The sequence below is a fragment of the Streptomyces sp. NPDC059875 genome, assembly GCF_042731085.1.
Classification (GTDB): Bacteria; Actinomycetota; Actinomycetes; order Streptomycetales; family Streptomycetaceae; genus Streptomyces.
Genome location: NZ_JBHWJZ010000007.1, coordinates 158,113 through 180,932, shown reverse-complemented (window position 1 = coordinate 180,932; position 22,820 = coordinate 158,113). Strand labels below are relative to the sequence as shown.

Annotated in this window: 22 protein-coding genes, 3 pseudogenes and 1 riboswitch; of the genes and pseudogenes, 19 read left to right on the top strand and 6 right to left on the bottom strand. The window is 69.3% G+C overall.

Going from position 1 to position 22,820, the window contains the following annotated elements:
* The first annotated feature begins 20 nt into the window (after positions 1 to 20).
* Positions 21 to 1,286, top strand: a complete 1,266-nt coding sequence (locus tag ACFV9D_RS11385) for a cation:proton antiporter (protein ID WP_385144121.1) — start codon at positions 21 to 23, stop codon at positions 1,284 to 1,286.
* A 34-nt stretch (positions 1,287 to 1,320) separates the two neighbouring features.
* Positions 1,321 to 1,489: pseudogene (locus ACFV9D_RS11380) on the top strand (diacylglycerol kinase family protein); the annotation flags it as partial.
* On the opposite strand, the gene ACFV9D_RS11375 reads toward ACFV9D_RS11380, so the two are convergent.
* Positions 1,489 to 3,846, bottom strand: coding sequence for an arylsulfatase (locus ACFV9D_RS11375; protein WP_385144119.1), 2,358 nt, complete (start codon positions 3,844 to 3,846; stop codon positions 1,489 to 1,491). The pseudogene ACFV9D_RS11380 and the gene ACFV9D_RS11375 overlap by 1 nt on opposite strands.
* Positions 3,847 to 4,743: 897 nt before the next feature.
* Here ACFV9D_RS11375 and ACFV9D_RS11370 point away from each other — a divergent pair.
* The 3 genes from ACFV9D_RS11370 to ACFV9D_RS11360 all read left to right on the top strand — a co-directional run bounded on the left by ACFV9D_RS11370 (position 4,744) and on the right by ACFV9D_RS11360 (position 8,193).
* Entirely contained in the window at positions 4,744 to 7,281 is a 2,538-nt protein-coding gene (locus tag ACFV9D_RS11370) for a DUF4332 domain-containing protein (RefSeq protein WP_385144117.1), read from the top strand.
* 257 nt (positions 7,282 to 7,538) lie between these two features.
* Positions 7,539 to 7,796 carry a hypothetical protein gene (locus ACFV9D_RS11365; protein WP_385144115.1) on the top strand — a complete coding sequence of 86 codons (258 nt, stop codon included), beginning with the start codon at positions 7,539 to 7,541 and terminating at the stop codon, positions 7,794 to 7,796.
* Positions 7,797 to 7,884: 88 nt separating this feature from the next.
* The gene (locus tag ACFV9D_RS11360) at positions 7,885 to 8,193 is read left to right on the top strand and encodes a helix-turn-helix domain-containing protein (RefSeq protein ID WP_385144113.1); all 309 of its coding nucleotides are present in this window, start codon (positions 7,885 to 7,887) and stop codon (positions 8,191 to 8,193) included.
* A gap of 63 nt (positions 8,194 to 8,256) precedes the next feature.
* Here ACFV9D_RS11360 and ACFV9D_RS11355 read toward each other — a convergent pair whose 3' ends face one another.
* Positions 8,257 to 8,871 (bottom strand): TetR/AcrR family transcriptional regulator, encoded by a 615-nt coding sequence (locus ACFV9D_RS11355; RefSeq protein WP_385144111.1) that lies wholly within the window; start codon positions 8,869 to 8,871, stop codon positions 8,257 to 8,259.
* Positions 8,872 to 8,944: 73 nt separating this feature from the next.
* Between ACFV9D_RS11355 and ACFV9D_RS11350 the strand changes: the two genes are divergently transcribed.
* From ACFV9D_RS11350 to ACFV9D_RS11335, 4 genes and pseudogenes are all read left to right on the top strand, one after another.
* Positions 8,945 to 9,523, top strand: coding sequence for an RBBP9/YdeN family alpha/beta hydrolase (locus tag ACFV9D_RS11350; RefSeq protein ID WP_385144109.1), 579 nt, complete (start codon positions 8,945 to 8,947; stop codon positions 9,521 to 9,523).
* 209 nt (positions 9,524 to 9,732) lie between these two features.
* A pseudogene (locus ACFV9D_RS11345) lies at positions 9,733 to 9,990 on the top strand (helix-turn-helix domain-containing protein); the annotation flags it as partial.
* Positions 9,991 to 10,004: 14 nt separating this feature from the next.
* Positions 10,005 to 10,208, top strand: a complete 204-nt coding sequence (locus tag ACFV9D_RS11340) for a hypothetical protein (protein ID WP_385144355.1) — start codon at positions 10,005 to 10,007, stop codon at positions 10,206 to 10,208.
* A gap of 85 nt (positions 10,209 to 10,293) precedes the next feature.
* Positions 10,294 to 10,899, top strand: a complete 606-nt coding sequence (locus ACFV9D_RS11335; protein ID WP_385144107.1) for a transposase — start codon at positions 10,294 to 10,296, stop codon at positions 10,897 to 10,899.
* Positions 10,900 to 10,930: 31 nt separating this feature from the next.
* Here the strand turns inward: ACFV9D_RS11335 and ACFV9D_RS11330 are convergent, their stop codons facing one another.
* Positions 10,931 to 12,091, bottom strand: a complete 1,161-nt coding sequence (locus tag ACFV9D_RS11330; RefSeq protein WP_385144341.1) for an MFS transporter — start codon at positions 12,089 to 12,091, stop codon at positions 10,931 to 10,933.
* A gap of 35 nt (positions 12,092 to 12,126) precedes the next feature.
* Positions 12,127 to 12,693 (bottom strand): Chromate resistance protein ChrB, encoded by a 567-nt coding sequence (locus tag ACFV9D_RS11325; RefSeq protein ID WP_385144105.1) that lies wholly within the window; start codon positions 12,691 to 12,693, stop codon positions 12,127 to 12,129.
* A gap of 47 nt (positions 12,694 to 12,740) precedes the next feature.
* Between ACFV9D_RS11325 and ACFV9D_RS11320 the strand changes: the two are divergent.
* The 4 genes and pseudogenes from ACFV9D_RS11320 to ACFV9D_RS11305 all read left to right on the top strand — a co-directional run.
* Positions 12,741 to 12,926: pseudogene (locus ACFV9D_RS11320) on the top strand (hypothetical protein); the annotation flags it as partial.
* 82 nt (positions 12,927 to 13,008) lie between these two features.
* Positions 13,009 to 15,222, top strand: a complete 2,214-nt coding sequence (locus tag ACFV9D_RS11315; RefSeq protein ID WP_385144103.1) for a heavy metal translocating P-type ATPase — start codon at positions 13,009 to 13,011, stop codon at positions 15,220 to 15,222.
* Between the two features lie 120 nt (positions 15,223 to 15,342).
* Positions 15,343 to 16,164: a DUF2182 domain-containing protein gene (locus tag ACFV9D_RS11310; RefSeq protein WP_385144101.1), complete on the top strand. Its 822-nt coding sequence runs from the start codon at positions 15,343 to 15,345 to the stop codon at positions 16,162 to 16,164.
* A 267-nt stretch (positions 16,165 to 16,431) separates the two neighbouring features.
* Positions 16,432 to 17,085, top strand: coding sequence for a DUF1326 domain-containing protein (locus tag ACFV9D_RS11305; protein WP_385144099.1), 654 nt, complete (start codon positions 16,432 to 16,434; stop codon positions 17,083 to 17,085).
* Between the two features lie 2 nt (positions 17,086 to 17,087).
* Here the strand turns inward: ACFV9D_RS11305 and ACFV9D_RS11300 are convergent, their stop codons facing one another.
* The gene (locus ACFV9D_RS11300) at positions 17,088 to 17,627 is read right to left on the bottom strand and encodes a DinB family protein (protein WP_385144097.1); all 540 of its coding nucleotides are present in this window, start codon (positions 17,625 to 17,627) and stop codon (positions 17,088 to 17,090) included.
* 85 nt (positions 17,628 to 17,712) lie between these two features.
* Positions 17,713 to 18,675: an alkylmercury lyase family protein gene (locus tag ACFV9D_RS11295; RefSeq protein ID WP_385144095.1), complete on the bottom strand. Its 963-nt coding sequence runs from the start codon at positions 18,673 to 18,675 to the stop codon at positions 17,713 to 17,715.
* Between the two features lie 55 nt (positions 18,676 to 18,730).
* Here ACFV9D_RS11295 and ACFV9D_RS11290 point away from each other — a divergent pair, with 55 nt between their 5' ends.
* The 6 genes from ACFV9D_RS11290 to ACFV9D_RS11265 all read left to right on the top strand — a co-directional run bounded on the left by ACFV9D_RS11290 (position 18,731) and on the right by ACFV9D_RS11265 (position 22,817).
* Positions 18,731 to 19,150, top strand: coding sequence for a heavy metal-responsive transcriptional regulator (locus tag ACFV9D_RS11290; protein ID WP_385144093.1), 420 nt, complete (start codon positions 18,731 to 18,733; stop codon positions 19,148 to 19,150).
* Between the two features lie 274 nt (positions 19,151 to 19,424).
* A complete protein-coding gene (gene dhaK, locus ACFV9D_RS11285; RefSeq protein WP_385144091.1) occupies positions 19,425 to 20,417 on the top strand; it encodes a dihydroxyacetone kinase subunit DhaK in 993 nt (330 codons plus the stop codon).
* A gap of 32 nt (positions 20,418 to 20,449) precedes the next feature.
* Complete coding sequence (gene dhaL, locus ACFV9D_RS11280; RefSeq protein ID WP_385144089.1) at positions 20,450 to 21,055, top strand: dihydroxyacetone kinase subunit DhaL; 606 nt, start codon at positions 20,450 to 20,452, stop codon at positions 21,053 to 21,055.
* Complete coding sequence (locus ACFV9D_RS11275) at positions 21,052 to 21,456, top strand: PTS-dependent dihydroxyacetone kinase phosphotransferase subunit DhaM (protein ID WP_385144088.1); 405 nt, start codon at positions 21,052 to 21,054, stop codon at positions 21,454 to 21,456. The genes dhaL and ACFV9D_RS11275 overlap by 4 nt, the downstream gene beginning before the upstream one ends.
* A gap of 65 nt (positions 21,457 to 21,521) precedes the next feature.
* Positions 21,522 to 21,746: riboswitch (cobalamin riboswitch) on the top strand.
* A gap of 28 nt (positions 21,747 to 21,774) precedes the next feature.
* The gene (locus ACFV9D_RS11270) at positions 21,775 to 22,473 is read left to right on the top strand and encodes an energy-coupling factor ABC transporter permease (RefSeq protein ID WP_385144086.1); all 699 of its coding nucleotides are present in this window, start codon (positions 21,775 to 21,777) and stop codon (positions 22,471 to 22,473) included.
* Positions 22,473 to 22,817 (top strand): energy-coupling factor ABC transporter substrate-binding protein, encoded by a 345-nt coding sequence (locus ACFV9D_RS11265; protein ID WP_385144084.1) that lies wholly within the window; start codon positions 22,473 to 22,475, stop codon positions 22,815 to 22,817. Before ACFV9D_RS11270 ends, ACFV9D_RS11265 begins: the two co-directional genes overlap by 1 nt.
* Positions 22,818 to 22,820 lie beyond the last annotated feature (3 nt).

Here is a 22,820-nt window from a genome sequence, read left to right as displayed (position 1 = left end):
GCGCGTGGACAGGGGCGGCCGTGGCCGCAGTTACGGCGGGGTACGCCCTCTTCTCCCGGCGGCTGTCGACGACCGCCGTGTCGGCGCCGATGGTGTTCACCGGCTTCGGGGTGGCCATCGGTCCGATCGGGCTCGACCTCATCGATCTGGACCATGACTCAGGGCTGGTGCTCACCCTGGTCGAAGCTGCCCTTACGTTGGTCCTGCTCACCGACGCGATGTCCGTACGCCGACGTGATCTGCGCGTCGGCGGCTTCCTTCCCGGCCGTCTGCTGGGGATCGGGCTGCCGTTGACCATCGGGGCCGGCTGGCTCCTGGCGTGGCCCTTGCTGCCGGGGCTGACCGTGTGGGAGCTGGCGCTGGTCGGGACGATCCTGGTCCCGACCGACGCGGCTCTGGGCAAGACGGCGGTCTCCAGCCCGCGGGTCCCCCCGCTCGTGCGCAGCGGCCTCAATGTCGAGAGCGGTCTCAATGACGGCATGGCGCTGCCCTTCTTCCTGCTGTTCCTTGCAGCTCTGCCCGGAACCACAGCCTCGGAGGAGGGAGTCGCCGGGGTCTTCTGGCGTGCCCTCGTGCTCAGTACCGCGCTGGGTCTGGCTGTGGGGTGGGGCGGCGGGTGGCTGCTGCGCTGGTCGCGTGAGAGGGGCTGGGTCAGTGACGGTTGGCGGCAGGTGTTCGTCCTGGCCGTGGCAGCTGGCGGGTACGCGCTGGCGGTCGTCGTCGACGGAAGTGGGTTCATCGCGGCCTGGGCGGCCGGCTTCGCCTTCGGTGTCTCCCTGCGGCAGAGTGCGACAGTGGACGCACCGGCTGCCGGCGACGACACCGCCGGCCTCGCCGAGCGTCTCGGCGAGTTGCTCGCGTCCTTGAGCTTCCTGGTCTTCGGCGCCGTCCTGCTCGGTCCGACTCTGGAGCACCTCGACTGGCGGATCATCACCTACGCCGTGCTGAGCCTCACCGTGGTCCGGATGCTGCCCGTCGCCCTCTCCCTGGCCGGAACCGGCCTGGCCCTTCCCACGGTCGGCTACATCGGGTGGTTCGGGCCGCGCGGCCTCGCCTCCGTCGTCTTCGGGCTTCTCGTGGTCGAGGAGCACGTCCCGGGGGTGCAGCTCCTCGGCCGGGTGATCGCGGTCACCGTCGCGCTGAGCATCCTTCTGCACGGCGTCTCCGCCGTCGTTCTCGCCAACCGGTACGGCGCCTGGCACAGGAAGGCCGCTGCCGCGCGGCCGCACCTGCGTGAGGGCGTGCCCGAAGAGGACAACGCCGGGCCCCCACCCAGCGCGCCGTAGCGCACGGACGAGCTACGGAGGAATGATGCGTGGCGACGCCGCCGAGATCGCCCGCGACGCTCTGGCGGACGGCGCGGATCTCCTGCGGCGTGGCCGGCGGAGACGGTACGTATGCCCTCGTCGCCGGTGTGCCGGCGGAGCACGGAGTTCCCTTCATGGTGATCTCGGCCGGGACACGGAATCACTTCGCCCTCGACGTGGGTCACTGACGGCCCATAGCGATGCGGATGCGGTCTTCGGGGCGGATGTAGTGGTCCGCGTCGTTCGGCCCGGTGTCGACCTGGACCCAGTGGATGTCACCGGTGAACGCGCCGTTGGCGCTCTCGTAGTCGGCGGCGACCGGAGTACCGGTGTCCTGCCCGACGTCAGCTGTCTCGTCTGCCGAGAAGATGAACGGGACGGTGTGCTCGATGTGCCCTTCGCCCACCTTGTCGCCGTCGTAGAAGAGCGAGACGGTTCCGCCCTTGCCGAGGCCGCCACCGTCGTAGTCGAATTCCATGCGCACTTGGTGTTCACCGGAGGGCACTGGCCTGTCGGCCTCGATCTCGGCCGTCTCCATGGCACAGAGATTGTAAGCGAACTTCGCGCGGCCCTGCCTCGTGTACAGACTCCAGCCGCCGAAGCTTCCGCCCTGCGCGAGGATCACGCCCGAGACAGGTCCGTTGGTGGAGGCGATCTCCGCGGTGACCGAGAACGACTTGTTCTTGACGTTGACCAGGCTGCTCTCCGTCAACCGGCCCATACCGCCGTACAGCAACTGGGTGTCGGCCTTGATGAGTTCGGGTCGCCCGGCGATCTCGGAGTTGAACCGCTCGGCCGTACGGTCGTCCATAGGCAGCACGTTGTAGCGGGTGGCCTCGATCAGCCACAGACGCTGCAACTCATGCAATTTGTCCGGCATGTCGGCGGCCAGGTCGTGCGCCTGGGTCGGGTCGTTCGAGCCGTCGTACAGCTCCCACACGTCGTCGTCGAAGGCCACCGTCTGCCCGCCGACCACCCACGGCGTGCGGTGCTTGGTCACGGCGGACCAGCCCTTGTGGTAGATGCCGCGGTTGCCGAACATCTCGAAATACTGCTGGTCGTGGCGCTCGGGGGCGTCGGCGTCGTCGAAGGTGTAGAGCATCGAGATGCCCTCCATCGGCGACTGCTGTACGCCGTTGACCATGGTCGGCTCGGGAATTCCGGCAGCTTCGAGGAGCGTCGGGCCGACGTCGATGACATGGCAGAACTGGCTGCGGACCTCGCCTGCGGACCGGATCCGGCTCGGCCAGTGGACGATGGTGCCGTTGCGGGTGCCGCCCCAGTGCGAGGCGACCTGCTTGGTCCACTGGTACGGGGTGTCCATGGCGTGCGCCCAGCCGACCGCGTAGTGGTTGAACGCCTCCGGGGTACCGAACTTGTCGATGCGCGAGGCCATGAACTCCGGTGTCTCGATTGCGGCCATGCCGTTGAAGGTGAGCAGCTCGTTGAAGCTGCCGCGCAGACCGCCCTCGGCGGAGGCGCCGTTGTCCCCCGTGATCACGTACACGAGGGTCTCGTCGAAGATGCCCAGTTCCTCCAGCGCCGCCAGCAGCCGGCCGACGTGATGGTCGGTGTGCTCGAGCATGCCGGCGTAGACCTCCATCTGCCGGGCGAGCACGGGCTTCAGCACGGGCTCGATCTCCTCCCAGGCGGGGATCTCCGCATGACGTGTGGTCAACTCGGCGTTCTGCGGTACGACTCCGAGTTCCTTCTGCCGAGCGAGGATCTCCTCACGGATCGCGTCCCAGCCCTGGTCGAAGCGGCCGCGGTAGCGGTCGGCCCATTCCTTGGGCACATGGTGCGGCGCGTGCGTGGCACCCGGCACGAAGTAGCAGAAGAACGGCCTGTCAGGCATGAGGGTCTTCTGCTGGCGCACCCAGGCGATGGCCTGGTCGGCGAGGTCCTCGGTGAGGTGGTAGCCCTCCTCGGGGGTCTTCGGGGTTTCGATCGGGCTCGTCCCGTCGTACAGCGCGGGCTCGTACTGGTTGGTCTCGCCTCCGACGAAGCCGTAGAAGTGCTCGAATCCGCCGCCGCCGGTCGGCCATGCGGCGAAGGGACCGGCCGGACTCGTCTGCCACACCGGCACCTCGTGGCACTTGCCGAACTGCGCCGTGGAGTAGCCGTTGAGCCTGAGGATCTCGGCGACCGGCGCCTTCGTGTTGGGTCTCATCGAGTTGTAGCCGGGGGCCGAGGTGGCGATCTCCGTGACGCCGCCCATGCCCACCGAGTGGTGGTTCCGTCCGGTCAGGAGCGCCTGACGGGTCGGCGAGCACAGCGCCGTGGTGTGGAAGCGGGTGAAGCGGAGCCCGCCCTCGGCCAGACGCTCGAAGACCGGGGTCCGGCAGGGCCCGCCGAAGACACTGGGCGCCCCATAGCCGACGTCATCGAGCATGATCAGCATGATGTTCGGCGCGCCGTCCGGAGGCATCAGCGGCCGGATGGGCGGGAACGAGGTGTCCGGATCCTTGGCGTCGTACGTGACCGGCCCCGGGCGGGTCACGTCAGGGATCGGCAGGATCTGGCGATGGATCTCGGACATGAGCCGTGCCTTCCTTCCAGGTCACCCCGGTAGGGCCACGCCGTTCCCTGCTCACGCTGTGCTGGGCGGTGCGCTCGAGCGCCTCGCCCGTCCTGGGTGAAGATCGGCGGGAAGCGGGCGGCCAGTTCCCCTTCTACCCAGGTCCCGGGTCAGGCGCCGGTCGAGCAGATCGTGACGGCCGGGGTGCCTGCGCTCGCTGGACGCATGGGCAACACCCCCAAGGAGACTCAACCGCGCGTAGCAGGGCCGGCCCGGACCGCCGCCCCGATTGAGGCAGGCTGCGTCTGGGACAGGCCCTTTCATGGTCGCGTGCTCGGCCCTTGATCGCATACGAAGACAGACGCCGAGCGCGCTGGCCGCATGGATGTACCAGATCTGGTTCTGAGCAGTGTGTTGCAGGGGCAGGTTGCGCAGCTCGGCATTGGGGTGATCGTGGCACTGCTCAGCATCGGCGCGTGCACCTCGGCGGAGCCGGAGCCGACGTTCGAGGAGAAGCGGGCGCCGCATCGAACGGTTGTGGCCGCCTCGGTCCTTTCCGACCGGCTACGGTGCCTGGCGCGAGGCCGCTACCTCCACCACGCCCGGCCTGCGCGAGGGCGAAGGCGTACCCGAGCGCGGCCGGGCGCCGGCCCGGCCACGCCTGCGATGACATCGAGCTGGATTCCTCTCGCTGACTACCCGGCTGGCCCACCGGCCCGGCATGCCACTCCTCCAGCCCACTGCGCTTCCACCGCGGGAGGCTCAGTGAAGCCTCCGTCAGGGGCTTTCGATCCGGGCCACATTGTCGCCGCACAGCGGTCGACAGCACTCGCTTTGAACACATTCAAAGAGCCGCCCGCTCCGTGAATCGGTTGACTTGCGCGCATGTGGACACGCGTTGGACGGGCCGTATCAGGCGTGACATTCACCGTCCTGATGGTGGTGGCCGCCGCTCCCGTGAATCCTGCGGCGGACAGGATCTGCGCCGCGGCGGCGGGGCACCGGGAGGCCGGCTCGCTCGACCGGGCGAAGAAGCTGTATGAATCCGTGAAGCCGGCCGACGACGAGCGCAAATGTGCCGTGGAAGGCCTTCAGCTCGTGGCAGCGGCGCGTCAGGCGGCGGCGGAGCAGGTCACAGACGGCCAGCAGCTGATTCGCTCGGGAGACCTCAATGGGGCGGAGCGGATGTTCCGGGCCGCGCTGAAGCTGGATGCGGCCAACGCGGGCGCCGTGGCGGGTATTGCTCGGGTGGCAGATCTGGAGAGTCGCCCACTGCCGACGGCGGCGTCGAACTGGGATCGGTTCTACGGGGACTGGGTCCTCCCCCTGGGCAGACTCGTAATCTTCAGCGCGATCGGATTTCTCGTGCTCGGTGCGCTCGCCGGGCTGTCCTCATGGCTCTGGGTGAAAGTGGGCTCAGTTGCCTGGCCGACCGCGGTCAGACACATCGCAAAGGTCGTCGGCCTCTCGCTCCTGGTCGGCGCGGCGATCATGACGCCTCTGTTCGCCATGTTCAATCCCTTCACCCCGACGTGGATGCAGTGCTGGATCGCAGCGTCGGTGATTTTCGGCATCGGGGTGGCGGCAGTCCTCCTGGTGTTGTGGGGTACACGCCAGAGCCGCTTCCGGGATTGGTGGGCCTTGCTCGTCTCCATTGGCGTTGTGGTTGTGGCAGCGATCGTGATTCTGATGGTACCCATCGCCTACGAGACACGCCTGATGGTGGCCCATATCGCTCTTGCTCTGATCGGTCTTGTTCTGACCTCGGCAGCGTTCGGGCAGAACCTGCGTCTCCAGGTGGAAGTGCAGGAGCCCGATGGGAACGTGAACGCGGCCGCAACCGACTACCTGCTGGCCCGAATGAAGGGGCTCGGCACGGAAACACCGAGGGGTCTCCATCGGGCCGACTCCGCTCTGGCCACCACCCCTCTGAGCAAGATCCCGACCGAAGAGCTGAGCGTGCTTCCCGCCGGCCATGTCATCGGGGCACTGTCGCGTCTGTTCTTCGCTCTTCGACCCGATCTCACCTGGCGAGCACGCGTGACCCTCGTGGACGACAACAGGGTGGCGACCGCTGTCTTCCGCAACGGACGTCACGCGGCAAGCGCGGTGTTCAGCAGGATGGAACTCGGGCTCCCCGTGGACACCGACCATGACCGGGCAAGAGCGCAGATGCTCACCGGCGCTGCCGCCTTTGTCCTGGTGCACCTCAGCGGCGTGCACCAGGAGCTGAAGGAAGATCTGTGCGGGGCTCGCAAATGGAAAAGCGTCGCACTGCAAGTCATCGCCAAGAGCAAGTCTCTCCTGGAAGACGAGAATCGAAGCGAGCGCCGTGTGAATCTTCTGTCCCGGGCCACGGACGAGGACCCCGGGAACGTGTTGGCACGCTTCGAGTACCTGTGGGCGGGCTATGGGAAAATCCCGCACGAAGAGACGGACTTCGCGGCATTCGCGGGAACCCTCGATACAGAGTACGAAAGATCAGGTTTGGCGAAAAAGTTTGCCGGCAAAAAGGAGGAAGGCTGGGTACCGCTGAAAATCCGCGTATTGTACAGCCGTTCCACCCAGTGGCTCAACGCCTACAAGACCGCCGCCGACAAAGACACCCATGCGGACACCGGAGACCACCCGTATCTGGAGAAGGCGAAGAGGCCCGCAGTCGAGCTTGAGCGCTTGTGTTCGCGCCGCTCGTGGAACCGTACGGAGCTGCGGCGCCAGGCCGAGGAGATGCACCCGTTCGCTGAGAACCTTCTGCGTTGTATTGACGCCTTGAAGGGTGTGGAGCTGGACAAAGTCCCAGAAGAACATGACCACGAGGGCACCGATCCATCACCAAAGCTGACCTACGATCACGCGTGCCTGCACATGTTCCTGGCCGCCAAGCTGCCTCCGGAGAAGCGTAAGCAGCAGCTCGAGTTCGCATTGGACGATCTGCAATTCGCGCTCGTCACAGACCGCGACAGGGAGGACGCCGCGGCGGACCCGTGGTTCCGAGAGCTGCGGTCTCACGAAAGGTTCACGCAGTTGGTACGCGGACGGCCGCCCCAGGAATTCCTTGGCCTGCCCGTCTTCGTCGCACGGCGCGCGAGTCTTCAGGATGCGGGAGTCACCACTGCCGGAGACGTGCTTCGCCGCACCCGCACCACTCAGCTCCAGGCGCAGCTGGCCGGTCATCTAGAGGTTTCGACCGTGACCATCCAACAGATGCGCGACGTTGCGCTGCTTGCACACGTCCACGAGGACCTGCGCGACCCCCGCATGCTGCACGTGCTGCTGAGCGCGGGCATCACCTCCCGGGAAGCACTGTGTGAAGAGGCGCGCCGCGACCAAGGCAAACTCGTACTTCGGATTCAAACCCGCGCTGCTGAAGAGCATCTGACCAGCCTCGCGGGCGTCAAGAAACCTCAGTCGTGGCTGACAGCCGCTCAACGCAAGCGCCGTCCCTGGCGACGCTGACCTCAGCTCACCTCCTCGTCGCGATACCGCCGGCCCGTGCCAGAAGGCCATACCGGGCGAAAAGCCCGGCCCGCCGGGATGTCGGTCCTGGTGCAGCCGCGAGCCCAGCCCGCAACAGCGGGGCCTCGCGGTCGTAGTCCTCCACAACTCCTACGCGCCGTACATGGACTAGCTCGGTGTCAGGCAGCCGGCCATGGCCCTTTCACGTTCGGTCGTTTGCTGCGTGACCTGCGCAGGCGGGGACGCGTTCATCGGTCATGCGAAAGATCATCACTTGCGGCCTGCTGGCCGCCGCGGCCCTTTCTGCCGCCACGCCTGCCTTCGCCGACAACGACAGCAACTTCGGCAGTGGGGTCAACGCGGCGAACAACTGGAACTTCACCGCCGCTGACGTGTGTATCCAGGAACTCGCGGTGGTGCCCGCCCTAAGCGACTGGACCGGCAACCACAAGAACAACTGCTCCAACGGCGACGTCATCGACCACTCCGGCGGCGCGCTGCCGTCCGGACACTGACAAGCACCACATCCACCGAGCCCCGCCCGGTCCCGCGTGCCCAGGGGCGGGCGGGGCCACACCACAGACATTGAGCCAGAGCCAAAAAGTGCGTCACATCAGCGTCCACTCATCACCCGTGGCGTACAAGGGTCTGGCCCTGTGGGCCCGGATCGTGCAGGCGTGCGCGGAGGGCAGGCCGAACCTGGTGGTCGCGGCCCGACTCGGGGTGGACCGGGGCACCGTCGCCAAGCGGCGGACCCGGTTCCTGCGGGACGGGGCCGGCGCCCGGGCGTACGAAAGCCGTCCCGGTGGCGCGGGGGAAGCCACTGGGACGGTTTCACTCGGCGTAGGGCCTCAAGGGCCCCGTGGGTCGCACAGCCGGCCTGTCGTCAGGCCGTGCCTGTTGTGCCGCTAAGTGGTCGGCTCCGGAAATCCTTCGGGGGTTGACGCAGGGGTAGGGGCCTGTGCGGGGTGCTGGTCAGCTACCGCGTAGGCCGTTGAGTAGCTGCATGACATGGTCGCTGGCCTGGGTTGGGTCGAGAGGGGCGTGGCCGACGAGGAGCCGGTACCAGAAGGGGCCGAAGACCAGGTCGGTGGCGTGTTCGAGGTCCAGGTCGGCAGGGAGTTCACCGCGTTCGATGCCGCTGGTTAGCATTGTGGTGACCACCGTGCGGCGGCTGTGCACCCACTGGCGGAATGGTTCGGCGAAGGCCGGGTCCAGTTGCGCTTCGGCCATCAGGCCGCGGAGTGCCTTGCTCCGCAGCGGGTATGCGCTGATCCGGTAGAGGTCGGTGATGAACGACGTCAGGTCGCCGGCGACTGTCCCGGTATCCGGTTCCGGTACACGTATGGCGACCGTGTGCGTGTAGGCGTCCATGACGAGGGCACCCTTGGACTTCCACCACCGGTAGACCGTGCTCTTGGCGACGTTCGCGTGCCGAGCCACGCCTTCGATGGTCAGTGCGCCATAACCGCCCTCCTCCAGTAGTTCGGCGGTGGCATCCAGTACGGCCTGGCGCGCGTCCTGACTGCGGACACGGCCGCCGGTGCGGGAGGAGCGATAGTCGTGATCGGGGGAGTCCTTCGTAGCCACAGTGCCCACTGTAGTGCTGTGCTATCTTTTTTCGAAACGCTACGGAGCGTTTCGATTGATGAGGGGGCATCCTATGAGCACGATCATCGTGTCGCACGGCTTCGGCATGAACAGTGAGGACCACTGGTACCCCTACCTGCGGGACGAGTTGGGCGCTGAAGGTCACGAGGTGCGCATCCCGCAACTGCCGGACCCTCAGGCGCCTCGGCCAGACGCCTGGCTCAAGACGCTGACGGCGGAGACGGCCGCATCTCCGGCCGCCGACACCGTGCTGGTGGGCCACAGTCTGGGCGGAGTCAATGTGCTGCGACTGCTGGAACAGCACGATGCCGAGACCGAAGGCCCGTACGCCGGCGTGGTCCTGATCGCTTCGATGGCGGGCGAGGTCGGATATGACGCCCTCGCGGGCTTCTTCGAGCCGGACTTCGACTGGCAGCGCATCCGCCGTGCCGCCAAGACCTTCCGGATCCTGCACGCCGCAGATGATCCGGTCACCGGGGCGGCAACCAGCGAACACATCATGCGGTTTGTGACCGAGTTGGGCGCCACGGCAACGGTCGCCGCGACAGGCGGCCACTTCCCCAGCACCGGCGCGAGCCGACTGCAACTGCCCGAAGCGATCCGCCTGGTCCACGACAGCCTGCATAGCTGAGCAGCTGTCGGCGAACGCGAGTCATAGGGACGGAGTGCCCCTACCGGAGACGGCAAGCGCGGTGCCGGACGTTACGTCACTGCGCATGCCGGGCGGGCCCCTTGCTGCCGCCGCGTAGGGCGGCTGGTCGAGGTGCCGGCGCGCAGGGTACGGGGGCGGGCTCCCGGCCTCGTCATTGACCGTCCCCAAGGATCGGCCGGCCTCCTGCCATGTCCGTGTGCGTCGCTGTGCCAGTGGAGCTGAGCGCCACCGAGCGTCACCGGCTGAAGAAGATGGCCTACGGCCATAAGACCCCGTACCAGGCCCGGCAGCGTGCCACGGTAGTGCTGCTGGCGGCGCGCGGCCGGGCCAACGCCCGGATCGCCCGCGAGACCGGTCTGCACGTGGACACCGTGCGCACCTGGCGTCGCCGGTTCGCCGACGGCGGGCTGCCGGCCCTGGCCGACCGCAAGCGCACCGGCCGCCCGGCCCGCTTCACCCCGTGCAGGTCGCGGAGGCCAAGGCGCTCGCCTGCCAGCTCCCCGCCGAAACCGGCGTGCCGCTCTCGCACTGGTCGTGCCCGGAACTGGCCGCCGAGCTGACCACACGCGGGATCACCGACACTATCTCGGCCTCCACCGTGCGCCGTTGGCTGCGCCAGGACACCCTCAAGCCCTGGAATACCGGTCCTGGATTTCATCCGTGACCCGAACTTTCGCACCCGGGCCCAGCGGGTCCTGGACCTGTATGCCCGCACCTTCGACGGCGTACCACTCGGCGATGACGAGTACGTGATCTCCAGCGACGAGAAGACCTCTATCCAGGCCCGTTGCCGCTGCCATCCGACCCTGGCTCCGGGCCAGGCCCGTGCGATGCGCGTCAACCACGAGTACGGACGCGGCGGCGCCCTGGCCTACCTGGCCGCCTACGACGTCCACCGCGGGGAGGTCTTCGGCCGCTGCGAACCCAGCACCGGAATCGTCCCGTTCATGAATCTGGTCGAGCAGGTGATGACCAGCGAGCCCTACGCCAGCGCGAAACGCGTGTTCTGGGTCGTCGACAACGGCTCCTCGCATCGCGGCAGACGGGCCATCGACCGTCTGGCCGCCAGGTTCCCGAACGCCGTCTTGGTCCACACCCCGGTCCACGCCTCGTGGTTGAACCAGGTGGAGATCTTCTTCTCGATCGTGCAACGCAAGGCCGTCGCGCCCAACAACTTCATGAACCTCGATGAGGTCCGCAACCGGCTCCGAGTATTCGAAGACCGCTACAACGCCACGGCACAGCCGTTCCAGTGGAGGTTCACCACCTCCGACCTGGACGATCTGCTGGCCCGACTCGACCGGCACACACTCACCGACCGACAGGAAGAATCTTCCGTCGCCCTGGTTGCATGATCAACCCCCGAAGGACTTCCGAACGTGACCACTAAGCCTGCGGATCGCCAGCGTGCGCGGGTGCCGCACGGCGCCGGCCGGCGAACGCGAGCGCGGGGCCGATGGCCAGGAGGAGGGCGAGGGCGGCGAAGCCGTGGGTCAGGGTCGTGAGGGTGGCAACCACGGCGACCAGAAGCGGGCCGCCGGCGTCGCCGAGTTCGCGGCCGAGTTCGGCCGATCCCATGGTCTGACCCAGCCGCTCCTGCGGTGTGGTGGCTGCAAGAGCAGCGAAGCCGAGCGGGGTGATCAGTCCGGTTCCCGCGCCGATCAAGGCCGCTCCGGACAGGATGCCGGGCAGGCCGGGCAGCATCGCGCAGCCCAGGCCGGCGGCGGTGAGCAGGAGCCCGGCGGCCAGGCCGTTGCGGGTCGTGATGCGTCCGGCGTCCAGGGCCCGCCCGGCGGCCGGCTGGACGACGGCGGCGCATGCGGCGAGGACGGAGACGGCGGCGCCGGTGGCCACGGTGCCGAGTCCGGCGGTGGCGCCGGAGACGGGTAGGAAGCCGACGCCGACGGAAAGCGCGGCGGTCGCTCCGGCGAGGGCCGCGGTCGGGGCCAGGAAGGAGCGGGAGGTGAGCCGCCGGGCCAGGTCGAGTACGGTCTGGCGGCGGCGGGGCAGCGGCGGCACGGCGGGTACGGCGAACGCGGCCCAGGCCGCGACCGCCATTCCGAGCACCGCCATGACCGCGAAGAGCAGCTGCAATCCGCCCGCCCAGACCAGGACACCGCCAAGGAGCGGGCCGAGGGTGTAGCCGATGGACTTGTAGAAGCCGTAACTGCCGAACGCCCGCCCGTGCTTGGCAGCCGGGTTGAGCCGAGCCACCAGCGCGGAGGCCGAGGGAGAGAAGGCAGAAGCCGCGGCGCCCTGGCCGAGGCGGGCCGCCCACAGCCAGCCGGGGCTGTCTGCGACCGCGTAGAGGGCGGAGGCCGAGGCGAAGGCGATGAGTCCGCCGATCATGACGGGGCGAGCGCCGATCCGGTCGGCGAGGGTGCCGAAGAGCGGCTTGAGCAGGACCTCAGCCCCGTCGTAGAGGGCGAGCAGCCCGCCGAGCACCAACAGGGAGGTGACCGCGTCGTCGGAGAAGCCGCCGAGGTTGGCGGCGATGCCATGAGCGCCGAACGCGGTGGTGAATCCGGCCGCGTACAGCGGCCACATCTGCCTCCCGGGTGCCAGATGGCCCGGCGTCGCCGTCACGCGCCCTCCCCCTCGCTCTGGTGCAGGACGTTGAACACCCGCTCCGCATAGTCCTCGCAGGCCGCCGTGCACTGCTTCAGCCGCTCGGTCGCCCCGGCCGCCTCTGGAGCGCCGAACACGTCCCGCGCCATCAGGTCCCGGTGCCAGCGACGCAGCCGCTCCAGGCTCTGCTCCTCTTCCTCCAGCTCGGCCAGGGTGAACTTGGCGATGCTGATTTCCTTGGCGATCTCCGCCTCGAACTTGCCGCAGTCCGCGAGGAACTCCGTCCAGTCCTCGGACCGCGCGGCGGTGAACAGCGCCTCGAAGCGGGCCGCGTCCTCGGGCCCGCGTCCAGCCGCCTGCAGCGTCACGACCTGTCCCTCAGCACGCTCGGTCAGCTCCACCGCTCGCCGTACCCCGTCGGCGAAGACCTGCACATCCGGCACCGCCCAGATCCCCTGGCCCAGCGAGAGCGCACCGATCTTGCGCAGCTCCCGCCAGACCGCCACCCGATGCTTCGAGGGCTCGGCAGGCAGCTTGATCACCAGCACCAGCCACCGTATTGCTGCCTGACCGTTCGTCACGCATTGAAATGTAGCAGGCGTTACATCCCCCCGAAGCGCTCCTGCGGATGCGGGCCGCCACAGCGCCCCGGCCAGTCCTTAGACCGACCGGGGCCCCACGTGCTGTGCACTGCGAGCCCTGGCTGTTCCGGTGCCGCACAGCCCGTGATCGGGGGGCCGAGCCGAGGGGCAACGCGGCGGACGAGCGGCAGATCGAGCGCGCGGTCCGGTGCTTCCTGGCCGAACTGCCGCTGGTCATCGAGACCCCGTCGGTCGTCGGCGCCACCTCGTCGGTCTTCTGCTACCCGTACGAGACTGGAGGTGAGAGGAACTGCCATGGCCACCACCACCTCGGCCGAAGCCGATCACTCCGTAGAACTGGCCATCACCGGCATGACCTGCGCCTCATGCGTGGCGCGGGTCGAGCGGAAGCTGGCCAAGCTGCCCGGAGTGAGCGCGACGGTGAATCTCGCGACTGCGACCGCACACATCACTCGGGAGGACCCGGAGGTCTCACCTGAGCAGCTGATCGCTGCGGTCGAGGCCATCGGCTACGGCGCAGCCCCGATCCGCAGCCTGGTCTCGACCGACACAGCGGAGGAGACCGAGGCGGTCGACGCCGAGGGATCCCACGTCGCAGGTCTGCGCCGTCGCCTGATCGCCTCGGCGCTGCTTGGTCTGCCGGTGGTCGTCGTGTCGATGATCTCCGCCCTCCACTTCCCCGGCTGGCAGTGGCTCGCGCTGACCCTGGCCATCCCGGTGGTCGCCTGGGGCGCGTGGCCGTTCCACCGGGCCGCTGCGCTGAACCTGCGACACGGCTCGGCCACGATGGACACCTTGGTGTCGCTGGGTGTGCTGGCCGCCTACCTGTGGAGCGTCGGCTCGATCCTGGCGGGCGGCGAGCACCTGTACCTGGAGGTCGCCGTCGTCCTGACGATCTTCCTGCTGGCCGGCCGGTTCTTCGAGGCCCGCGCCAAGCGGCGGGCCGGGGACGCGATCCGGGCGCTGATGGACCTGGGTGCCAAGGACGTCGCCGTGCTCCGCGACGGTACGGAGCTCCGTATCCCGGTCGAGGACCTGGTCGTAGGCGACCTGTTCCTCGTACGGCCGGGCGAGAAGATCGCCACCGACGGAGAGGTCGTCGAGGGCGCTTCGGCGGTGGACGAGTCCCTGCTGACCGGGGAGAGCGTGCCAGTGGAGGTCGAGCCGGGCTCGGCTGTCACCGGCGCCACCGTCAACAGCCACGGCCGGCTGACCGTGCGAGCCACCCGGGTCGGATCGGACACGAAGCTGGCGCAGATCGCCGCCCTGGTGGAGCGCGCGCAGACGGGCAAGGCAGAGGTGCAGCGGCTGGCCGACCGGATCTCCGCGGTGTTCGTCCCCGTCGTCATCGCGCTCGCCGCGGCCACCTTTGGTGTCTGGATGCTGACCGGCGCCCCCGCCGCGACCGCGCTGACCGCGGCCATCGCCGTGGTGATCATCGCCTGCCCCTGCGCTCTGGGCCTGGCGACACCCACCGCACTGATGGTCGGAACCGGGCGCGGCGCCCAGCTCGGACTGCTCATCAGCGGACCGGAGGTACTGGAGTCCACCCGGCGAATCGACACCGTCGTCCTGGACAAGACCGGCACCGTCACCGAAGGGAGGATGCGCCTGGTCGGCGTCGTGCCCGCCGACGGTGAGGACGAGGACGACGTCCTGCGGCTGGCCGGCGCCCTGGAGGACGCCAGCGAGCATCCCATCGCCGCCGCGATCTCGGCTGCCGCGCGGGAACGGTTCGGCGCCCTTCCCCCGGTGACCGGCTTCGCCAACACCCAGGGCCGGGGAGTGACCGGTCAGGTCGAGGACCGCACCGTACTGGCGGGACGCGCTTCCTGGCTGGACGGTCAGCTGCTGCTGCCGCTGCCCGGCGAGCTCGCCCGGGCACGCGACGCGGCCGAGGCTGGGGGTCGCACGGTGGTCTTCGTCGCCTGGGACAACCGGGTACGCGCCGCGCTGATGGTCGCCGACACCGTCAAGGCCACCAGCGTCCAGGCGATCGCCGACCTCAAGCAGCTCGGGCTGACACCGGTCCTGCTGACCGGCGACAACACGGCCGCCGCCCGCGCCGTGGCCGACGAGGTCGGCATCGACCAGGTCATCGCGGAAGTCCACCCGGAGGACAAGGTCGCCGAAGTCCGGCGACTGCAGGAGCAGGGCCACGTGGTGGCCATGGTCGGCGACGGAGTCAACGACGCCGCCGCACTGGCCCAAGCGGACCTCGGCCTGGCCATGGGCACCGGCACCGATGCCGCGATCGCCGCCTCCGATCTGACCCTGGTACGGGGCGACCTGCGGGCCGCCGGGGATGCGATCCGACTGGCCCGCCGCACCCTTCGTACGATCAAGGCCAACCTGTTCTGGGCCTTCGCCTACAACGTCGCCGCCCTGCCGCTGGCCGCACTCGGGATGCTCAACCCCATGCTCGCCGGGGCCGCGATGGCTTCCTCCTCGGTCTTCGTCGTATCCAACAGCCTGCGGCTGCGTCGCTTCCAGCCGCTGCACCGCTGATCCCGGGAGCCGGTTCAACGGGCATCAGCCGGCCGCGCGCTCTGCCGACCTCCCAGGTTTTAGGCCTTCCAGTTCTGTGATCTGCTGGAAAGGGCAGCTCGCGTCCCTGGGAGGCGTTCGATGCCGCACCTGCGCCTTGCCCCGCCCGTACCCACTCGGCCCGGAGTCCTGCTGCCCGCGCGCGATCTGGCCGTCGCATGGTTCCTGATGGTGCTGCTGGCCGCGCTGGCATGGGTGCTCACCGTGCAGCAGTCCCGGCACATGGGGATGGAGCCCGGCACCATGGGCCTGGCGCTCCCGCTCTTCCTGCTGCTGTGGGTGGTCATGATGGCGGCGATGATGCTGCCGTCCGTCGCGCCTGTGGCCATCACCTGGGTACGCGGAATCAACCGCCGCTCGGCCGGGCCTGCCCGCGCCCTGCGGATCGCCGAATTCGTCAGCGGCTACCTCCTCGCCTGGACCGCCTTCGGGCTGCTCACCTACGGCGCCCTTGCGGCCACCGGACACCTCGTGGACCGCAATCCCGGGACGGGCCGCTGGATCGGCGCCGCCGCCTTCCTCCTCGCGGGGGCTCAGCAGTTCGGGCCACTGAAGCGGGTCTGCCTGCGGCACTGCCGAAACCCGATGTTCCAGCTGGTCCAGTACTCGCGTTACCGGCCATGGGCGAAGGACCTGCGCGTCGGGGCACACCACGGGCTCTACTGTGTCGGCTGCTGCTGGGGACTGATGATCATCCTGATCCCGCTCGGCGTCATGAACGTGGCCGCGATGGCAGGACTGGCGGCCGTGATCTTCCTGGAGAAGCTCTGGCGGCAGGGACCCTGGCTCACATGGGCCGTCGGCCTCGCGTTTCTCGTCCTCGCCGTACTCGCCCCCTTCCAGGACTGGCTCCTCCCCGGCCTGGACACGTCCGGTCCAGCCATGGACCAGATGACCGGCTGAGCAGGATGAGCGGTCGCTGCACACCCCGCCGGGGGCGGCCTGTGCGACGGTCGCCTTCCCGCGTTCCGACGGAACCGGTTGTTGCGCGCTGACTCGACCCCGTCCGGTGGCTGCGCTCGCGGGCAGCCCGGCTTCAGCAGGAGGAGAATTGATGATGACCCGCGATCGATGATGACCCGCGCCACCGAGCGCAGCGCCTGTGTCGACGTCCGGCAGAGCATCGCCGACGGCGATTCCCGCCTGTGCGGGCCACGAGGAGGCGACGAGATGTCCGAGACGACAGCGGCTGTTCCGAGATGGCACGTGGCCGGTGACTGGTTCGACACGTGCAGGTGCAATGTCCCCTGCCCCTGCTCGTTCGCCCAGCTGCCCACCTACGGCGAATGCGACGGCGTCCTGGCCTGGCACATACGCGAGGGCAACTACGGTGACGTACCGCTGGACGGCCTCAACGTGCTGATGCTCGGCTCCTTCGTCGGCAATGTGTGGGCCGAGCACACGGACGCGTACGCGGCGGTCTTCCTCGACGAGCACGCCGACGACGCGCAGCGTGGAGCCCTTCAGATGATCTTCGGCGGCCAGGCCGGCAGCTGGCCCGCCGAGATGGTGAGCATGATGGACGCCGAGATGCGGGGCATGGACTTCGCCCCTATCGAGATCGAGGTCGACGAGGACCTCGGCGGCTGGCGAGCCAGGATTCCCGACCGGGTCGAGGCGAGCGCGCAGGCGCTCACCGGCCCGACGACACCGGAAGGCGCCCGGGTCCAGTCGACCAACCTGCCGGGCTGCGAGACCGGACCGGGACAGGTCGCGACCTGGGGCCGCTCCACGGCGGACCGCGCCGATGCCTTCGGCTTCCACTGGAGCCGGGAGGGCCAGTCCAGCAAGCACATCACCTTCGACTGGTCAGGCCCTGACTGAGGTCAGCCGCTGTCGCCGAGGGTGAGTTGGCGACGGTGGAAGTCGAAGTGCTGGGTGGGGTATCGGTAAAGGTCCGCGAGGGTCATGAAGTCCTGGAAGAACGGGTCCCACCTGACCGGATAGTGCATGCCACGCACAAGGTCACGCTCGGACTCCTTCGCGAGCCGCCGCTCCAGCGAGCCGGTGATGCGGTCGAAGGTGACGCCCATCCTTCGGGGTCCGAAGACCTTCACCGCCCCGCAAGGCCCGAGGTAGTTGATCGCGTCGAAGGCCTGCGTCCCCGCGTCGAGCAGTCGAGCGAAGCCCTTGTTCATGCCACGGGGCAACCGGCTGAAGACGCGGGCGAGGCCCAGCAGGACGCGCGCGATGAGGTAGCCGAAGAGCATGTGCCACAGCAGTTGCCCGTTGGTCCAGCGAGTGCCGCGCGTCGGGCGGGCGAGGTCGGCCGGTGTGGCCTCGTCCAGGAGGGCGTGGAAGGTCCGGCGGGCCCTGGCGTAGTCGTCGAGGACGGCCTGCCGGTCCAGCACGGATTGTTCGCCCATAGTCCTACGGCTCCTGTTCGGGGCCTTGGGTGCCCGGGCTTGGATGATTCCCGCCCCGATGCGCCACGGAACCCGGTGCTCTCGTTCAGTCCTCGTCGAGCAGCGGTCGGAAGGTGCGTGTTCCGATGGCGACGGCCTCGGTCTGGCTGATGGTGCGTCCGCGGAACTCGGGGTGACGGCGCGCCCATGTCTCGGCCGTGGAGCGGTTGGTGAAGAAGTTCAGGGCGTCGCAGCACAGGTCGGCTGCTGGGCCTCGTCCCGGCCGTCGGCCGACGAAAACGACGGCGCCCTGCGGTTCCCACCGGGCCGTGCCGCTGGTGAAGGAGACGGTGATCGCGTGACCGCTGACCGGGTCGGAGGAGGTGACGAGGAGGTCCCGGTCGAGCATCGCCGCGATGCCGAGCGCGTCGATCGCGCACATCGACCACACCTCCGGCCCGGCGCCGAGCCGGACACGGTGAGGCGTCTCCACTGCGGAGAAGGGGTACGCGGCACGAATCCGGTCCTCGGCGTCGAGGGTGAGGAAGTCCTCGGCGTCGAGCTCGGCAAGGACGTCAGCAGCTGCGCGGCCGGCGCCGGCCGCCACCGCCTCGAGATCGGACGTACTCGGTGCGGAACCGGTCGCGGCGAAGTGCCGCAGCACCGCCTGGTGGACGGCGCGCAGCCCTCGCTCGGCAGGAGCCCGGCGGCCACGTCCCGCCCGCCCGATCGGATCAAGGACATCGTCCTCGCAGCACTCCTCCGTGGCCGCGAGCGCCTTCCGCAGCGCCTCGACGCCGGGTGCCCCGTCCACAGTGCCCTCCTCGTCCCGGTACAGCCGGCAGGAGACACTGGCCCGCGCACCGGGCACGGCGAACGGGTCGGCACCGTCGACCAGGACGGTCGGCGAACCGGTCATCCCGCACCTCGCGGCCTCCGCTTCCTCTCGTACCTCGACCAGCTCCAGCTCCGCCTCGCGCCCGTCCAGCGCAGCGGTGATCCGCTCGCGTACGAGAGGGGCGTTGGGGCAGTCCGGCACGGTCAGGACGGTGATCCTCGTGACGCTCATGAGGCGACCGTAGACCTTCCAGCGCACTGGAAGGTCAAGCCCGTACCCTGGTGGTGTGCGCATCGGAGAGCTCGCCACGAAGGCGGGGCTGTCGACCAAGACGATCCGCTTCTACGAAGAGGCGGGCCTGCTGCCCGCGCCCCCACGCACCGCCGGCGGCTACCGCGACTACCCCGAACAGGCCGCCACCCGGCTCTCCTTCGTCCGCGACGCCCAGGCCGCCGGACTCACCCTCGCCGAGATCCGCTCGGTCCTCGCCCTGCGCGACAGCGGCCAAGCCCCATGCGCCCAGGTCAGCACACTCATCGACCAGCACCTGGCCGCCATCGAACACCGCATGACCGAGCTGCGCGAGGCCCGCGACGCCCTGCGTGAGCTGGCCCACCGGGCCGCCGTGACCGACCCGGACACATGCACGGACGGCGACATCTGCACGATTCTCACGCGCCCCGCTCGCTCACACAGGGCCCATTAGTTGAGGAAGGCAGGCCCGGATCCGACCGATGACGCACCGGTGCGCGCCTGCGACCTCGAGTCGATAATTGCGCCATGATGCGCATTCGCAACGTTCATTCACTCGGCCCGAATCCGGCGAACCATCAGGAAAGGCAGCACTGAGTCGGCATCAGTACCGCGCAGGACCGCCCTCCGTCGCCGCGAACCGCACCGATCAACCATTTGCCGCGCATGCTCTGACCTGCACAAACCCTGCTCAGCTGCTCGCCTGCTCATCTCATCAGGAGGTACCCATGAGGATGCTGATCAACGTTCCGGAGACCGTGGTCACCGATGCGCTGCGGGGCATGGCCGCCGCGCATCCCGAGCTGACCGTCGATGTCGAGCATCGCGTCGTGCTGCGGCGGGACGCGCCCGTCGCCGGCAAGGTGGGGTTGGTGTCCGGGGGCGGTTCGGGGCATGAGCCGTTGCACGGGGGGTTCGTGGGGCCCGGGATGCTCGCGGCCGCGTGTCCCGGTGAGGTGTTCACGTCGCCGGTGCCCGATCAGATGGTGCGTGCCGCCGCCGCTGTCGACAGCGGGGCCGGGGTGCTGTTCGTCGTCAAGAACTACACCGGGGACGTCCTCAACTTCGAGATGGCCGCCGAGCTCGCCGAGGACGAGGGCATCCAGATCGCCAAGGTGCTCGTCGACGACGACGTGGCGGTGACGGACAGTCTGTACACCGCCGGGCGGCGCGGGACCGGGGCCACGCTGTTCGTGGAGAAGGTCGCCGGGGCCGCGGCCGAGGAGGGCGCGCCCCTGGAGCGGGTGGAGGCCGTGGCGCGGCGGGTGAACGAGCGCTCGCGGAGTTTCGGCGTCGCCCTGAGCGCCTGCACCACGCCCGCCAAGGGCAGCCCCACCTTCGATCTGCCCGCGGGCGAGCTGGAGCTGGGCATCGGGATCCACGGCGAGCCGGGGCGTGAGCGGCGGTCGATGATGACCTCGCGGGAGATCGCGGACTTCGCCGTCGATGCCGTACTGGAGGACCTGCGGCCGTCCGGGCCGGTCCTCGCCCTGGTGAACGGCATGGGCGCCACACCGCTGCTCGAACTGTACGGGTTCAACGCCGAGGTCCAGCGGGTCCTGACCGAGCGTGGGGTGCCGGTCGCGCGGACCCTGGTGGGGAATTACGTCACCTCGCTCGACATGGCCGGCTGTTCGGTGACGCTGTGCCAGGCCGACGAGGAGATCCTGCGGCTCTGGGACGCGCCCGTACAGACGCCCGCCCTGCGCTGGGGCCGGTGAGAAGGGTGAACGATGGGAGCAGAGTGCCTGAAGTGACCGAGTTCGACGCCGATTTCTTCCGTCGTTGGCTGACCGTCGGCGCGGCCGCCGTCGACCGTGAGGCCGACCGTCTCACCGAGCTCGACTCGGCGATCGGCGACGCCGACCACGGGACCAACCTCAAGCGGGGGTTCGCCGCCGTGACGGACCTCCTGGAGAAGGAGCCGCCCGCGACTCCCGGGGCCGTACTCGTCGCCGCCGGACGGCAGTTGATCTCCACCGTCGGCGGGGCCTCGGGGCCGCTGTACGGGACGCTGCTGCGCCGCACCGGGAAGAGCCTCGGGGACGCCCCGACGGTGACCCGGCCCGAGTTGGCTGCGGCGCTCACCGCAGGAGTCGCCGCCGTCGGGCAGCTCGGCGGGGCCCAGGTCGGTGACAAGACGATGCTGGACGCGCTCGTTCCTGCGGCGGAGGTGCTCGGCGAGTCCTTCGCGGCGGCCCGGGACGCGGCCGAGCGCGGCGCCCTCGCGACCGTCCCCCTCCAGGCGCGCAAGGGCAGGGCGAGCTATCTGGGCGAGCGGTCCATCGGCCACCAGGATCCCGGGGCCACCTCGTCCGCGCTGCTGATCGCCGCCCTCGCGGAGGTGGCGGGCGCATGAGCGCGCAGGTGGGCATCGTGCTGGTCTCGCACAGCGCGGCGGTGGCCGCCGCCGTCGCCGCCCTGGCCCAGGGTCTCGCCGGCGGCGGCGGGACCGCGCCGATCGCCCCCGCGGGCGGCGCCCCGGACGGCGGCCTCGGTACCAGCTCCGAGCTGATCGTCGAGGCGGCCCGCGGGGTCGACCGGGGGGCGGGTGTGGCGCTCCTCGTCGACCTGGGCTCCGCCGTACTGACGGTCAAGGCTCTGCTCGCCGAGGGCGACGAGCTGCCGGAGGGCGCACGGCTCGTGGACGCCCCGTTCGTCGAGGGCGCCGTCGCCGCCCTCGTCACGGCGAGCGCCGGCGCGGATCTGGACACGGTGGTCGCCGTGGCCTCGGAGGCGTACACGTACCGGAAGGGGTGACCGGAGTCCGGAAGGGGCATCAGGGGGCGCGCGGGAGATCCGTCACACACCGATCCGAGGTGCCTCCGTGTTGTGATGTACCTGGTCAACCCACTAATGTCACAGCGCCTTGGTGTACGGGAAACCGGTGCGGTACCGGTGCGGCCCTCGCCACTGTGATCGGGAAGTCCGGCTCCATCCCTCCGGGGAAGCCACTGTATCGCCGCGGGAGACCGCGGTGGTGTGGGAAGGCGGAGTCGCGGCGGCATGACCCGTCAGCCAGGAGACCGGCCAAGGTGCGTTGTCCATCCACGAGGTGCTGGAGAGGGTCTCCCAACCATGCATATAGCCGAGGGGTATCTGCCCCCTGTGCACGCGGCCGCCTGGGGCGTCGCGTCCGCTCCGTTCGTCGTCCACGGTGTCCGCGCGCTGACCCGTGAGGTCAAGGCCAACCCCGAGTCCACCCTGTTGCTGGGTGCCTCCGGTGCGTTCACGTTCGTTCTGTCCGCGCTCAAGATCCCGTCGGTGACGGGCAGTTGCTCGCACCCCACCGGTACGGGCCTGGGCGCGATCCTGTTCCGGCCGCCCGTGATGGCGGTTCTGGGCACGATCACTCTGCTCTTCCAGGCGCTGCTGCTCGCCCATGGCGGGCTCACCACGCTCGGCGCCAACGTCTTCTCGATGGCGATCGTCGGACCGTGGGCGGGCTTCGGCACGTACTGGCTGCTGCGCCGGTCCAACGTGCCGCTGATGGTGAGCGTGTTCTTCGGCGCGTTCGTCGCGGACCTGTCGACGTACTGCGTCACCAGCGTGCAGCTCGCGCTGGCGTTCCCCGACCCGGGCAGCGGTGTGGCCGGAGCGCTGGCCAAGTTCGGCGGGATCTTCGCCGTGACGCAGCTGCCGCTCGCCGTCAGCGAGGGACTGCTCACGGTCCTCGTGATGCGCCTGCTCAAGCAGTCGAGCAAGGCGGACCTGACCCGGCTCGGGGTTCTGCTCCCGTCCGGAAAGAAGACCGAGAAGGCGGAGGCGAGCGCCTGATGAGCAGGAACGCGAAGATCAACACGCTGCTGCTGCTCGTCGTGGCGGCGCTTGCGGTGCTCCCGCTCATGCTGGGGCTCGGCGACGACAAGGAGGAGCCGTTCACGGGCGCGGACGGGCAGGCGGAGGCGGCGATCACCGAGATCGATCCGGATTACGAGCCGTGGTTCAGCCCGTTGTACGAGCCGCCGTCCGGCGAGATCGAGTCGGCGTTGTTCTCCCTGCAGGCCGCGCTCGGGGCCGGAGTGCTCGCGTACTACTTCGGCCTGCGGCGCGGGCGCAGGCAGGGTGAGGCGCGCGCGGCGGCGGCGAAGGCGCCGCTCGTCACCGCCGGCGACGAGTAGCAG